The 14,653-nt window shown below is 73.4% G+C and carries 8 protein-coding genes; 6 read left to right on the top strand and 2 right to left on the bottom strand.

The genetic code is table 11. The annotated features are described in order from the left end of the window. The first annotated feature begins 174 nt into the window (after positions 1-174). The 5 genes from rpsO (at position 175) to WMF45_RS25355 (ending at position 8,034) form a co-directional block, all read left to right on the top strand. Positions 175-441 (top strand): 30S ribosomal protein S15, encoded by a 267-nt coding sequence (gene rpsO, locus WMF45_RS25375; protein WP_272093461.1) that lies wholly within the window; start codon positions 175-177, stop codon positions 439-441. Positions 442-997: 556 nt separating this feature from the next. Continuing rightward, positions 998-3,271: a polyribonucleotide nucleotidyltransferase gene (pnp, locus tag WMF45_RS25370; RefSeq protein WP_437719398.1), complete on the top strand. Its 2,274-nt coding sequence runs from the start codon at positions 998-1,000 to the stop codon at positions 3,269-3,271. Positions 3,272-3,561: 290 nt separating this feature from the next. Next, positions 3,562-4,989 carry a pyruvate kinase gene (gene pyk / locus WMF45_RS25365; RefSeq protein ID WP_437719397.1) on the top strand — a complete coding sequence of 476 codons (1,428 nt, stop codon included), beginning with the start codon at positions 3,562-3,564 and terminating at the stop codon, positions 4,987-4,989. Further along, on the top strand, positions 4,986-6,905 hold the full coding sequence (locus tag WMF45_RS25360; protein ID WP_437719396.1) for a serine/threonine-protein kinase: 1,920 nt from the start codon (positions 4,986-4,988) through the stop codon (positions 6,903-6,905). The genes pyk and WMF45_RS25360 overlap by 4 nt, the downstream gene beginning before the upstream one ends. An 85-nt stretch (positions 6,906-6,990) precedes the next feature. Beyond that, positions 6,991-8,034, top strand: a complete 1,044-nt coding sequence (locus WMF45_RS25355) for a hypothetical protein (protein WP_437719395.1) — start codon at positions 6,991-6,993, stop codon at positions 8,032-8,034. An 18-nt stretch (positions 8,035-8,052) separates the two neighbouring features. Here the strand turns inward: WMF45_RS25355 and WMF45_RS25350 are convergent, their stop codons facing one another. After that, positions 8,053-8,811 (bottom strand): class I SAM-dependent methyltransferase, encoded by a 759-nt coding sequence (locus tag WMF45_RS25350; RefSeq protein ID WP_437719394.1) that lies wholly within the window; start codon positions 8,809-8,811, stop codon positions 8,053-8,055. A gap of 105 nt (positions 8,812-8,916) precedes the next feature. Between WMF45_RS25350 and WMF45_RS25345 the strand changes: the two genes are divergently transcribed. After that, on the top strand, positions 8,917-9,414 hold the full coding sequence (locus WMF45_RS25345; protein ID WP_437719393.1) for a hypothetical protein: 498 nt from the start codon (positions 8,917-8,919) through the stop codon (positions 9,412-9,414). Positions 9,415-9,478: 64 nt separating this feature from the next. Here the strand turns inward: WMF45_RS25345 and WMF45_RS25340 are convergent, their stop codons facing one another. After that, a complete protein-coding gene (locus WMF45_RS25340) occupies positions 9,479-14,548 on the bottom strand; it encodes a translocation/assembly module TamB domain-containing protein (RefSeq protein ID WP_437719392.1) in 5,070 nt (1,689 codons plus the stop codon). Positions 14,549-14,653 lie beyond the last annotated feature (105 nt).

Below are 14,653 nucleotides of genomic sequence, written 5' to 3'. Positions count from 1 at the left end.
CTCGCGCGCTCCTCAGCTCACTGGCCTGAACTTCGCGGGCTCCCGCCACTACGGGCGCGGGGCTCACCTTCAGGCGTCACTTGGCCAGCCGCCGGTCCCGTTCTTCCGTTTTCGGAGAAGACGAGCCGGCCCGGACGCTCGGTAGCGCACCGGCAGGGCCATGGAGAGCCAGCCATGCTGCACTCGGTTCAGAAGACGGACATCATCCAGAAGTACGCGATCCACGACGGCGACACCGGGTCGCCGGAGGTCCAGATCGCCCTCCTCAGCGAGCGGATCAACCAGCTGCAGGAGCACTTCCGCACGCACCAGAAGGACCACCACTCCCGCCGCGGCCTGCTGAAGCTGGTGAGCCAGCGCCGTCGGCAGCTCGACTACCTGAAGCGCGTCGACATCGAGCGCTACCGCGGCCTCATCAGCCGCCTCAACCTCCGCAAGTAACGCGCGATCCTCGGGCCGAATCAGGCCCGAGGTCCCGGCGCGAGGCGTGCGTCGCACGCCCGCGCTGCGCGAGGGCAGGTGACCCCGCCTGCTGTCGGCCCGCTGGGCCTGTCTGTCCCACCTGCTGCTTCACCCCACCACCGGCGGTTCCCCCCAGCGGCTCGTCCGCGTGGGATCGGCCCTGCTCGCGGTCCGCACGCGCGCGGTCTGCCTCATCCGCGGCTCCGCGCGCGCCTTTCTGCACAGGCGCCCCTGCGCGCGCGGCCGTTCCGGTCCCTTCCGTTCGGGAGTTTTGCGGGACGCACCCCTGAACGCCTGCGTTTTGCGCTGGCGAGAGTGGAGCGGACGCTCTAAGGAGGTCACTCATTGACCACGGACCGGCGGGGCGATCGGGCCTCGCCGTTCCCGAGCGCGGGCTCCGCGCGTCTTCGTCTTCGCTTCGTGCGCAGCAGGTCGGCTCCTGCGCAGGAACCGAGGAAGAAGAGCAGCCCCTCGCGCTCGGCGTAGCGCCGCACGCAGCGGCCTCGCGATCGCGCGAGAGAGAGCTGAAATCCCAATGTTCGTTCGTGAATCCGTCATGGTGGGCGGCCGTGCCCTCACCCTCGAGACCGGCCGCCTGGCCAAGCAGGCCCACGGGGCCGTGCTCGTCACCTACGGCGATACGATGGTGCTCGTGACCGCCGTCTCGCAAGACGAGCGGCCGGGCCTCGACTTCTTCCCCCTCACCTGCGAGTTCGTCGAGAAGACGTACGCCGCCGGCAAGATCCCCGGCGGCTTCTTCAAACGCGAGGCGCGACAGCGCGAGGAGGAGATCCTCTCGAGCCGCCTCATGGATCGCCCGCTCCGCCCCCTCTTCCCGGAGGGCTTCAAGCGGGACACGCAGATCATCGCGACCGTCCTCTCCAGCGACAAGCAGAACAAGGCGGACGTCCTCGCGCTGACGGGGGCGAGCGCCGCGCTGCACATCTCGGACATCCCCTGGCACGGGCCGGTCGTGGGCGTGCGCGTGGGCCGGCTCGACGGCGAGTTCGTGGCGTACCCCACGGTCGCCGACATCGAGCGCTGCGACATCGACCTCGTCGTCGCCTGCTCGCGCGACGCGATCGTGATGGTCGAGGGCGGCGCCGCGGAGGCGACCGAGGCGGAGATCATCGACGCGCTGATGTTCGCGCACGAGACCGCGCAGCCGGTGATCGATCTGATCGAGAAGATGCGCGCCGCGGTGGGCAAGCCGAAGCGCGAGTTCGTCGCGCCGGCGCTGCCGGACGAGATCAAGCGGCGCGTCGCCCAGATCGTCGACGAGGACCTGAAGGCCGCGACGAAGGTGACCGACAAGAAGGCGCGCTACGACGGCTACAGCGTGCTCAAGAAGAAGCTGACCGAGACGCTGAGCGCAGAGCTCGGCGCCGAGAAGCTCCTGCCCATCCAGGGGCTCGTGAAGGCGGAGTTCGAGGAGCGCAAGGCGCACGTCGTCCGCACCTACGTGACCGAGGAGGGCAAGCGCATCGACGGCCGCGACGGCAGGAGCATCCGGCCGATCATGTGCGAGGTCGGCCTGCTCCCGCGCGTGCACGGCAGCGCCCTGTTCCAGCGCGGCGAGACGCAGGCGATCGTCACGACGACGCTCGGCACCTCGACCGACGAGCAGAAGATCGACGGCCTGATGGGGGAGACGTGGAAGCGCTTCTACCTCCACTACAACTTCCCCCCCTTCTCGACGGGCGAGACGAAGCCGCTGCGCGGCCCCGGCCGGCGCGAGATCGGCCACGGCGCGCTCGCCGAGCGCGCGCTCTCCCGGATGATCCCGGCGCCGGATCAGTTCCCGTACACGATCCGCATCGTGTCGGAGACGCTCGAGTCGAACGGCTCGTCGTCGATGGCGGCCGTCTGCGGCGGGTGCCTCTCGCTCATGGACGCGGGCGTGCCGATCAAGTCGCCCGTCGCGGGCATCGCGATGGGCCTCATCATGGAGGGCCAGCGCTACGCGGTGCTCTCGGACATCCTCGGCGACGAAGATCACCTCGGCGACATGGACTTCAAGGTCTGCGGCACGGCGCGCGGCGTGACCGCGATCCAGATGGACATCAAGATCGCGGGCCTGAGCCGGCAGATCCTGGCGCAGGCGCTGGATCAGGCGCGCGAGGGGCGGCTCCACATCCTGGGCAAGATGCTCGAGACGCTGCCGACCACGCGGCCCGAGCTCAGCCAGTACGCGCCACGGATCACCACGGTGCGCGTGAAGCCCGACCAGATCCGGCTGATCATCGGCCCCGGCGGCAAGACCATCAAGGGCATCGTCGATCAGACCGGCGTCGCGATCGACGTCGAGGACGACGGCACGGTGAACGTCGCGTCGGCCGACTCCGACGCGGTGAAGAGGGCGCTTGACATCATCAAGGGCCTGACGGCCGAGCCCGAGGTCGGCGCGACCTACAAGGGGACGGTCAAGCGCATCACCGACTTCGGCGCGTTCGTCGAGATCCTCCCGAACACCGACGGCCTGCTGCACATCTCGGAGATGGCCCACACGCGCGTCGAGCGCGTCGAGGACGTCCTCAAGGAGGGAGATTCGCTCGACGTGAAGGTGCTGAGCGTCGATCGCGAGGGGAAGATCCGGCTGAGCCGGCGCGAGCTCCTCCCGCTCCCGGAAGGCGAAGAGGGCGATCGGGCGCGCGAGCGCATGGCGCAGGCGCGCGACGCCGGCCCGCCGCCGCGGCGCGATGGGCCGGGCGGGCGAGGCGGCGATCGCGGCGGCGATCGCGGATCGCGGCCCGGCATGGAGCGCGATCGTGGCGGACCGCCGCGCGAGCGCCGAGAGCGCCGCTCCTAGTCACAAGACCTCAAGGCGGGACCTCATGCCGCGCTGCGGCGCGCGCCCGAGCCGTCCCGCCGCTCACTCCCCCTCCGAGAGATCTCCGATTCGCAGCGATCCGCGGCCGTGCGCGCGGGTCGCTGCTGCGCACGGCCGGACGCCGCGCTCCGCTGCTGCGTTGACGCGCGCGTGCGCCGCGCCGCGCAGCGGCTCATCTCCCAGCTGCTTTGTTGGAATCCGGTGAAGTCCGCATGGCCCGTTCACAATCAGGGTAGTGTCGCGACCCCTGCTCGTGGCATGCTCCGCCCGTGCTCGTACGCAGAGCGAAAATCGTCTGTACCATTGGCCCTTCGTGTGACTCTCAAACGACGCTGGAGCAGCTCATCCGCGCCGGTATGGATGTCGCTCGACTCAACTTCTCACACGGCTCGCATGAGGATCATGGCAAAGCAATCGCCACGGTCCGTGCGGCTGCGGAGGCATGCGGGAAGCCTGTGGCTATCCTGCAGGACCTCTGCGGCCCGAAGATCCGAGCCGGTCGCTTCCCCGGCAACACCTTCGAGGTGTCTGACGGGGCTTCGGTCACCCTGATCGAAGCGAACAGGGACAGCCCAGTCGCCACGCCCGGCGAGATCCCGATCCTCTACGAGGGGCTCGCGTCCGACCTGCAGCCGGGCGACGTCGTCCTGATCGACGACGGCCGCGTCGTGGTCACCGTCACCAAGGTCGACGGGGACCGCGTCCAGGCCGGCGTGACGCAGGGCGGACGCCTGCGCGATCGCGTCGGCGTGCACCTGCCCGCCAGGCGTGTGCGCATCTCCGCGCTGACCGAGAAGGACAAGGCCGACCTCAGCTTTGGCCTTGCGCAGGGGGTTGACTACGTCGCCCTCTCGTTCGTCCGCAACGCGGACGAGGTCCGGCACGTGCGCGACATCTGCGAGGCCTGGGGTCGCCCGACGCCGATCGTCTCCAAGATCGAGACGCCAGGCGCCATCGACAACCTCGAGTCGATCATCCTCGCCTCGGACGGGGTCATGGTGGCGCGCGGCGACCTCGGCGTGGAGTTCAACCCGGAGCGGGTGCCGATCATCCAGCGCGAGATCCTCGGCCTCGCGCGCGTGCACCAGAAGCCGGTCATCGTCGCGACCGAGATGCTCCAGTCGATGGTGACCGCGACGCGCCCGACGCGCGCCGAGGCGAGCGACGTGGCGACGGCCGTCTTCGACGGCACCGACGCGGTCATGCTCTCGCAGGAGACCGCGACCGGCGCGCACCCGCCGCTCGTCGTGCGGATGATGGCCCGCATCGTCACCGAGGCCGAGCAGAGCTCGTTCTACCGGTATCTCTCGAGCGAGCAGCCCGGCCAGCGCGCCAACGTCCCCGAGGCGACCGCGCGCGCCGCGTGCGACATCGCGAAGGACATCGGCGCGAAGCTCATCATCGCGTTCACCGAGAGCGGCCTCACCGCGCGGTACGCGTCGAAGGCGCGCCCCGTGGTGCCGATCGTCGCCTTCTCGCCGAACGACACGACGCGCCGGCGGCTCGCGCTGCTCTGGGGCGTGGTGCCGTTCCCCGTCGACGCGCTCCGGAACTCGGACGAGATGATCGAGCGCGCCACCGGGTACCTGCTTGCGAACGGCCTCGTCTCGCCGGGCGACAAGCTCGTCACCATCTTCGGCGCTCCTGTCGGCGTCTCGGGGTCGACCAACACGATTCGGGTGAAGGTCGTTGAATGAGCCTGCCCGCCCGCGATAGGGGCTCGTCGGGCGAGCAGGAATCCCTCTCCAGAAACGCGGGCGCAGAAGTCCTCCCGAAGCTCGAGAAATACGAGCTGATCGAGGAGATAGGCCACGGCGGGATGGCCACGGTCTACCGCGCCCGCGACCCGCGGCTCCGCCGCGATGTCGCCGTCAAGATCATCCACAAGCACCTCCGGGAGAACGCGGAGGTCGGCACCCGCTTCGTCGCCGAGGCGCGCGCGGCGGCGAAGCTGCGCCACCCCGGCATCGTCGAGGTGTACGACGTCTCCAGCGAGCAGGACCGCGAGCGCTACCTCGTCGTCGAGCTGCTCCGCGGCGCCACGCTGCGCAAGATCCTGGGCGCCCACCGCGAGATGCCGGCCGAGATCGGCGCCGCGGTGGTGCTCGAGCTCTGCGACGCGCTGGAGCACGCGCACGCGTCGGGGATCATCCACCGCGACGTGAAGCCGGAGAACGTGCTCGTCGAGCTGCCCTCCGACCGCGCCGGCGAGAGCCGGGACGGCGCGAGCGTGGTGATCAAGCTCACCGACTTCGGCATCGCCAAGATCCTCGACGCTCAGGGCGTCACGTCGACGGGGCAGGTGCTCGGCTCTCCGGCGCACATGGCGCCGGAGCAGATCGAGGGCGGCGAGGTCGACGCGCGCACCGACGTGTTCGCGCTCGGGGTGCTCTTCTACGAGTGTCTCGTCGGGCACCTGCCGTTCGAGGGCAAGAACCCGGCGCAGGTGCTCCGCAAGGTGCTCGAGGGGATCTACCCGGAGGCCGAGCGCGAGCGAGCCACCGTGGGCGCGCGCTGGAGCCGGATCGTGGCGGGCGCCCTCGCGCACGACATCGCCGCCCGCCCGGCGACCCCTCGCGCGCTCGCGGATCAGATCAGGGCCGAGCTCACGGCGCTCGGGATCGCGGAGCCGCGCGCCGAGCTCGCCGCCTACTTCGCCGACCCGGCAGGCTACGCCGAGCGGCACGTCGCGCGGCTCGTCCCGTGCCTCGTGGCGCGCGCGGAGGCCGGCCGCAAGCGCGGCGACGTGCCCGGCGCGGCCGCCGACTACAACCGGGCGCTGGCCCTCGCGCCGAACGACCTCGCCATCCTCAAGCGGCTCGCGAAGCTGAACGCGAGCCGCAACCGGCAGAAGCTCGCGCTGCGCGCGCTGCTCGTCGCGCTCGGGTCGGTGGCGCTCGGCCTCGCCGCGTTCACGATCGCCCGCGCGCTCCGTGACCCGCCGCCGGTGGACGGGGACGCGCTCGCGGCGGCCGAGCCGCCGACGACGCCCTCGACGTCGCCGACGCCCATCGACGCCCTCATCCCGTCGCCGAACGTGCGCGCGGTCGCGCCGAGCGCCAGGGAGGTCGCGAGCGCGCCGCGGCCCCGCGCGCGGCCACCGTTGCCGCACATCCCGCCCTCGGCCGCGCCGACGGAGGACGTTCCGGCGGTGCGCGACGTCGTCTTCCAGATCGTCCCGAGCGGCGCCAGGCTGGTGCTCGATGGCGTCGAGATCAGCTGGTTCGGCGCGAACAAGGTCACGCCCCTCAAGATCGGCACACACACCGTTCACATCAGCGTGCCGACCTCGCGGTGCTGCAAGCCGTACGCGGGCGTCATCTCGGTCGTGGCGCCGAAGCCCGGCGTCTCCGCGCCGCAGCGGATCATCCACAAGCTGGAGATCCTGCCCAGCACGGTCGTCCTGAGCGGCGCGCCGCCGAGCGCGCAGGTCGCGTGCCCGCAGATCGGCCTGATCGGCTACGCCGGCACCCCGCAGGCCGTGACCTTGAACGACGTGTCCTGGAGCGGGAGCTGCCTCTTCACGCCCGCGACGCCGGAGGCCGCGCCGCGCGTCGGCAACGTGACGCTGGTGGCCGGCGAGCCGAACACGGTTTCCTGGCCGTCCGGCTGACGGCATTGCCGTCATTGTGGCGTCCGCTCCGGAATTCTCAGCATCCCCGTCCAAACTCCGCTACATCACGGCGCACCCCTTCCGCATGGCTGCGCGAACTCCAGGCAGGAGATCTCCCGGCGCTCGCTTCCCATCGGTCGGGGGCCGCCGCGCCCTGCGCGCGCCGCGGCGCCTCGCGGCGGCGGCCGCCGCCGCCCTCGCGCTCTGCTTCGCGGCGCCGGCGCGCGCCGACGACGTGCAGCAGTTCGAGCTCGCCAAGACGCGCTTCGACGCCGGGCACTACGAGGAGGCCGTGAGCCGCTTCGCGGCGATGCTCGATCCCGCGAACGCGCCCTGCGAGCGCGGCCCGATCGAGGCGGAGGGCAAGCCGTGCAGGATCTCCGAGCCCGGCCTGGTCGAGCGGGCGCGCGGCCTCGCCGCCGCGGCGCTCGTGGCGCTGCGGCGCACGAGCGAGGCCGAGGCGTACATCGAGAAGATCCTCCTCGACAACCCGGTGTACTCGCCGAACCCGGCGGTGTTCCAGCCCGAGGTCATCGATCGGTTCACCGCGGTCCGGGCGCGCATCCGGGCGCGCATCGAGGAGGTGACGCGGCAGAAGGCCGAGGCGCAGCGCGCGGCGCGGCTGCGGGTCGAGCGGGGCCGCGAGGACGAGCGCCGCTGGGTCTCCGAGCTCCATCACCTCGCCGGGCGCGAGCGGGTCGTGGCGCAGAACTCCCGCTGGACCGCGATGCTGCCCTTCGGGGTGGGGCAGTTCCAGAACGACGACGAGGGGCTCGGCTGGTTCTTCCTGGTGAGCCAGGCCGTCGCCGGCGGGACCTCGATCGTCTCGGCGATCGCGCTGGCCAGCTACGAGAACGTCGACATCTCGCAGAGGCCCTCGGGGCAGAGCGTCGACATCGACGCGCTGAACAGCCGTATCGGGACCGCCGCCGCCGTCAACCGCGTGGCCTTCGGGGCGTTCGCGACGCTCGTCGCGGCCGGGATCGCCCACGCGCAGATCACGTTCGTCCCCGAGCGGATCTCCTTCCGGACGCGCCCCGTGCCGCCGCCGCCGCCGAGCTTCACCGCCGCGCCGACGATCTCCGTGGTCCCCGGCGGCATGGTCGCGGGGCTCACCGGACGGTTCTGACCGGGGGCGCCGCGCGGGTCACGCCTTCCGCGCGGCGGCGATCCAGAACCCGCCGAGCTGCGCGAGCGGCGTGTCGCACAGCGCCCACTCCGCCCTGTGCAGGAGGCGCCCGAGGCCCGGCACGCGCATCACGGCCGCGAACGGCGTCACGATGCGCACCCCGCGCGAGGCGACGACGCGCACGCCGTCCGGCATCAGGGCGGCGGCGGCGCTCGGCGCGTCGAAGCGCGTGAAGACGGCGCTCTCCCGGGTCCTGTCGCTGATGGCGCCCGCCGGGCCGAGCCGCTTCACGAGCCCGCGCAGGCTGTAGGGGTTGTAGAACTCGGCGATCACGTGCCCGCCGGGCCGCACCACGCGCGCCATCTCCGACAGCGCGCGACGGACGTCCTCCACGTGGGCGAGCACCTTGAACGAGCACGCGACGTCGAAGCTCTCGTCGGCGAACGGCAGGTCGGTCGCGCTCCCCTCCACGACGTCGAGCCCGCGCTCCCGGGCGCGCTCGAGCATGCCGGGCGAGAGATCGACCCCGCGCGCGGCGCGCGCGAACGCGCCGATCCGCGCGAGCAGGAGCCCGGTCCCACACCCCACCTCGAGCACGTCGCGGCCCTCGCCGAAGCGGCGCACGAAGTCGACCTCGAGCGCGTCGACGAGGTCGTGGTAGCCCCCGGGATCGCGCCCTCCGCGCCGGGCGTCGTAGCGCGCCGAGAACTCGTCGTAGTACGCCCGCGTCGCGCGCAGGTGCTCGTCCGTGCCGACCTCTACCGTCTGGGCTCCCATGGGCCCGCTATAGTACTCCCCGTCGCGGGCTGCCCGCGCTCCTTGCGCTCCTTGCGCTCCTTGCGATTCACCGCGCCGGGCCGCATCTCTCCTGCGAGGTGACCCATGAAACCCGGCGACCATCCCGATTTCTTCCGCTTCGCGCCGCCCCCAGGGACCTCCCGCGAGAGCTCGATCCGGCTCGATCGCGAGGGCCGTTTCTGGCACGACGGCGCCCGGGTCGACCATCCGGCGATCGAGCGCGGGCTCCGGTCCTGGATCGGGCGGCACCCGGACGACGGCCGGCCGATCCTCACGAACGGCTACGACTGGTGTTACTTCCAGGTCGACGACGCGCCGCTCTTCGTCGACGCGCTCCGGATCGGCGAGGGCGGCGCGGTCTCGCTGCTCCTGTTCGACGGCACGGAGGAGCCGCTCGATCCGGCGACGCTCTCCGTCGGCGAGGACGGCGTCGTGTACGCGCGCGCCCGGAGCGGCGCGCTCGAGGCGCGCTTCTCGCGCCACGCGCAGACGCAGCTCGCTCCGCTGCTCGTCGAGGCCGAGCCGCCCACGCTCTTCGTCGGTGGGCGCGAGGTCACGCTGCCCCCGCGGGCCGCGCGCTAGCCCCGCGCGCCGGAGATCCCGGGAGGGATCGCCGTGGCGCGGGGCCGAGGTGGCCGCGCTCGGCTCAGTACCGGTACTGCCAGAGCAGGTCGAGCATGCCCGAGGTCGCCTGGCGCGCGTCGACGCCCACCGTGCCGCGGAGCGTCCAGTGCTCGCTGAAGCGCCAGTCGATGGTGACCTCGGTCTGCGTGCCGCGCTCGCTCGCCGTCCCGCCAGGGGTCGGCCCGCTCGATCCCCCCGTCGCGGCGCGCTGCTGCGCGCCTTCCTCGAAGGTGGCCTGCGCCGTCAGGTTGTCGCTCAGCCGGTAGACCAGGCTCGTCCGCAGCGCGCCCTCGGACGTCGTCCCGAACCGCGTCGTCAGCCCGCGCAGCGGCGCGATGCCGCTCAGCAGCGCGTTGAACTGCGCCGACGCGATCTCGCTGCCGACCGACGCCGCGACGCCGCCGGCCGCGAGGCCCGCGGGCGTCTGGGAGCCCGCGGCCTGCGCGCCCTCCGAGAAATCGGCGCCGAACAGGAGCCGCGCGAGGATGTCCTGCTGCGAGCTCGGCGGGCTCGAGGTGAAGCGCAGCGACCTGTCGGTGATGGGCCGGAGGTTGCCGTTGAAGGCGACGTGGATGCGCGTGCCGTCGGGGGCGTCCCAGTGCGCCGTGACGTTCAGGTGCGGGTTCGACGCGTCCTCCTCGCGCAGGCGCACGCGCCCGCCCTCGATCTCGAACGCCTTGCCGTAGATCTCGAGCTCGCCCCGCGTGACCACGATGCCGCCCGACACCCGCGTGTCCTCTCCGATCACGACGCGCGGCGGCGCGTCCTCGGCGCTCTGCAGGCGCAGCCTTAGCCCCGCGCCGCTGACGAACGCGTCGCGCACGTCGAACGCCACGGAGTAGCGGAGCGCGTCCGCCGCGCGCCGCTGCTTCTCCGGCCCGAGCGGCTGCGAGACGGAGATGTCGGGGTTGTCGCCGAGCGGCTGGACGTCGCGGCTGCTCGTCGCCGGCAGCGAGACGCGGAGCGTGGGGACCGTCGCGTACAGAGCGAGCTCGCCCGGCTTCTTCTCCGCGATGAACGACAGCGCCCCGGAGGCGGTCCCGAGCGGCACCCCCTCGAGCGTGAGCGGGAGGGCCTGGTCCTCGGCGATGGTCAGCGCCCCGGCGCCGTCGCGCAGCGAAAGCCCGGCGAGCCGGAACAGGGCCCAGCCCTGCGCCATCCCGGTCGTGCCCGCCGCGCGGAAGCCCTGGATCCGGAGGACGCCGTCCTCGGCCGTGATGCGGGCGGCCACGTCGCGCAGCTCCTGCCCGAGCTCCGGGATGTGCACGACGCCGTCCGTGACCTCCAGCTGGGCGCGGAGGTTGCCGTCCGCGTCGGAGGGGCCGCCGAGCTCGACGCGGAGATCGCCGTTTAGCGTCCCATCGACCTTGCTCAGCAGGCCGCCGACCAGCGGCTGGAGCGCCGCGAGCCGGAAGCGCTCCGCGGAGATGGCGAGGTCCGTGCGCTCGCCGTCGAGGACCGGGATGAACCCGCCGCGGAAGCGCACGCTCGCGAAGGCGTTCGCGCGGATCTTGCCGCCGCGCCGGCCCTCGAGGGCGAGCTCGGTGACGCGGAGGTTCCCGCGCCCGGCCTCGCGCATCGGGTCGATCCGCAGCGCGAGCACGCCGCGCTCGAAGGCGAGATCGCTCCCGAGCGTGACGCCCGGCACCGTAAGGCGCGCCCTGAGCGACGGCGCGATGTTGAGGCCGCGCATCTCGATCTCGCCGCTCATGCGCCCGGCAATGCCGCTGTCGGCGAGCAGGGGGATCTCGCCGAGCGGGACCTCGCGCAGCGTCGCGCGGAGGGAGCCCGTCCACGCCGGGGGCGGAGGCGCGCCTTTGAGCGCGCGCGCCGGGGCGTCCGCGAGCAGGCGCTCGAGCGGCGCGAGCACCTCGGCGCTCACGGTCGCGATCTCGGCCGCGCCGCGCGTGACGTGCGCGTCCAGCGTGGCCTTCTCGCTGTCGTACGTGAGCCACGCGTCGAGATCGGTGGGGAAAAGGAGATCCGTCGCGCTCGAGGCGCCCGGCGGCGCATAGGTCAAGCCCCACCAGAGGGTGCGCGCCGTCAGGAACGGACGCTCGATCGTGCCGCTTGCGTACGCGTCGATCCGCACCTCGCCGGCGAGCGGCGGGAGCGCCTCGCGCACGAACGAGGGCAGCGTGGTGAGCTGGTCCATCCCGCGCCGCGGGACGGAGGCGTGCACGGCGATGGGCGAGCGCAGGAGCGACGGCCAAAGGGCCGCGGGCGGCCCCGTGAGCGCCTCGAGATCGAGCTCGAGCGCGCCGGAGACGTCGGCGAGCAGCCCGCCGTCGTACAGGGTCAGCGCGGCGTCCGCCTTGCCGGTCGCGCCGCTGAACGAGCCCTTGAGCTGCGCGTCGACGAAGTGCGACTCCCAGGCCGGGCGCTCGTCGCCCAGCCGATGAGGACCGGCGAGCGCGAGGCCGTGCGTCCGCACGAGCACGTCGTGCAGCGAAGGCAACGGCTCGCCGGCGGCGCGCGACACCCCGAAGCGGGCCGTGAGCTTGCCGCGCACCTCGCTCACGATGTGCCCGATCGGCATGAGCTGCGCGAGGCAGCCGAGGTCCCAGTCGTTCGCGGCGACCTCGGCCTTCCCGACCAGGGCGGTCCAGGTCTTCGCGCGCAGGAGGGGCCCTTCCAGCGTGCCCTCGGCGCCGGACACACGCACGCTCGCGAGGGTGCCGGCGCACCGCGGCAGGGCGTCGTTCCACGCGCCGTTCGGCGGCTGCCCGCCGTTCCCCTTCGATTGCGGCGATTTCGCGTCGATGCGCACGGACCCGTCGGCCTTGACCTGGTCGCGCTCGAAGCTCGCCGTGAGCTGCGCCGAGATGCCGGACAGGAACGCGACCTCGCCCCCCGCAAGGCCGATCCGTACGTGGCCCGAGCGACCGGTCTCGCGGTCCCGATCGAGCGCGACGTCGACCTCCGCGCGCCCGCGCACGCGGATCGGGATCCCGAGGATCCGGGCCACGCGGCCGACGTCGATGCCGTCGCCCCGGAGGCGCCCGGTCACGTCGTCGCCCCGCACCGCGAGCCGGCCCTTCAGCGAGCCGAGCTCGGCCGAGGAGAGATCGAGCCCCTCGACGGAGAGCCCGCCGGCCGAGGAGGTGATCGCCGTGACTTTCCCCGCGACCGCGGCGCCGTCGCGCTTCAGCTGGAGCTCGACGTCGCGGAGGGCGAGGGGAGTGGTGGCCAGCCGCGCGGAGGCGCTCAGGGAGTCGTCGCCGTCGGTGAGCGTCGCGCGGAGCTTCGGCGAGGTGAGCGGGCCGGAGATCTGCGCGGTGACCTCGTCGACCGTGTGGCCGCCGGCGAGCGCCTCCTTCCCGGAGAGCGAGGCGTCGATCGAGAGCGCGTCGAGCGGCCCGGAGACCCGCCCCGCGACGCGCGCGCTGGCGAGCGCGACGTCCTGGCCGACCCGGAGCCCGGCGAACGCACCTTCGACGCGCGCGTCGAGCGCTCCCCCGCGCAGGCTCCCCTCGACGCGCACGCGGCCGGCGCCGTCGACGGGCCCGGCGAGGCGCGGCGCCGCGGCAAACGCCGGGATGTCGGCCGTCGCCGCGAAGCGGAGGCCCTGGCCGCCCGGCAGGAGCGAGACGGCGGCGTCGATCGGAGCGCCCGGCTCGTGGAGGTGCACGCGCGCGTGGAGCTCGCCGCGGTCGAGCACGAGGTGGACGTCCGCCGCCGGCACGCGCTGCCCGAGCAGCGCGGTGGGCTCGGTCCGCGCCTCGACGGAGAGCCGGAGCAGGTCGCCGAGCTCGACGTGCACCCGGCCGTCCGCGGTGATCAAGGGCGCCGGCTCGGAGCCGCGATCCGGCGCGGGCTTCGCCGCGGCAGCACCGAGCCGCGCGGGCGCAACGCGGGGCAGGGCGGGCGCGGCGTGGGTCAGGGTGGGTACGCCGCGGCGCCGGGCGGGCGCGGCCGGGGCGGGCGCCGCGCCGGCCGGGGCGGGCGCCGCGCCGCTCGCCGTGTCGGGCGAGAGGCGCACGCCGAAGAGTCGCAGATCGACGTCGCGCGCCTGGACCTCCGCGTCGAGCCGCACGGGCCCCGTCACGTCGAGCCGCCCGGTGAGGGCGAGGCCGCCGCCCGCCGGGCCGGCAGGGTCCGCCGAGGCAGAGGCCACCACGTCGAGCTGCGGGAGGTGGCCGTCCAGGGCCACGCGCGCGGAGATCGGCTCGGTGAGGGGGTGATCCGGGAGGAGGCTCCGCAGCTGCTCCGGCGTGGCGCGGGGGACGCTCGCCTGCGCCTCGAGGTGCTCCTCGTCGAGCACGGCCCGCGCGGTGATCTCGACGTCGGCGAGCCGACCGGCGAAGCTGCTCCACATCCGGACCTTGTCCCCGGCGCGGAGGTGGTAGTTCGCCGTGCCCGCCGTCCTGGCCGGCAGGAAGGCGCGATCCACGAGGCCCGTCTGATCGACGTCGACCGCGACGCCCTCCGGGCCGACGTGCACCGACCCGAACAGCCGGCTGACATCGGCGTCCAGCGCGCGCGGCGGAGCGAGCTGCCCGTGGACCCACCCGCGCCCGATCTCGACGTGCGAGAGGGCGACGACGACGTCGCGCGGAGGCGCCTCGGGCCTGGACGAGGGCGGGCTTCGCGGCGGCAGCGGCGTGAACGTGTCGCCGAGGGTGACGCCCCCCGCGCCGTTGTCCTGGACCAGCACGTCGGCCTGCTCGACCCGGATGTACGGGACCTCGATGCGGAGCGCGCCCGCGCCGAAGAGCGCGCCGCGGAGCATCGCGAGCACGTCGGCGCGCGCCTCGAGGCCGCTCGCGCGGATCACCTTGTTCCCCCGTGGATCGAGCGCGACCGCGGATCGGATCCGCACGCCGCCCAGGCCGAGCGCGTCGATCTCGTCAGCGACGATCCGCCCCTGGAACAGCGAGCCGAGGAGCCGGTTCGTGGCGTCGCGGGCCACGCGGCGCGCGGCGGGCGTGTCGAGGTGGAGCGCGACGCCCACGGCCGCGGCGCCCGCGAACGTCAGCGTGAGCCCGAGCGCCGCCGCGACGGCGGACGCAGCGCGGCGCGCGCGTCCCGGCGCGCGCGGCGGGCGCGGCGGCGAGGAGCGCCGCGCCTCGGGTGCGGGATCGGGCGTCACGGCGGGTAGCTTAGTACGCACGGGGCGCGGCGACCGTGCTGGCGCGCGGCGCGACGGCAGGCGGCGGAGGAACGCCGCGCCGTCGGGTCGAGCTCCTCGGGGGCG

It is taken from the genome of Sorangium sp. So ce448, assembly GCF_051520915.1.
GTDB classification, from domain to species: domain Bacteria; phylum Myxococcota_A; class Polyangia; order Polyangiales; family Polyangiaceae; genus Sorangium; species Sorangium cellulosum_B.
This window is presented reverse-complemented; position numbering and strand designations above follow the sequence as displayed.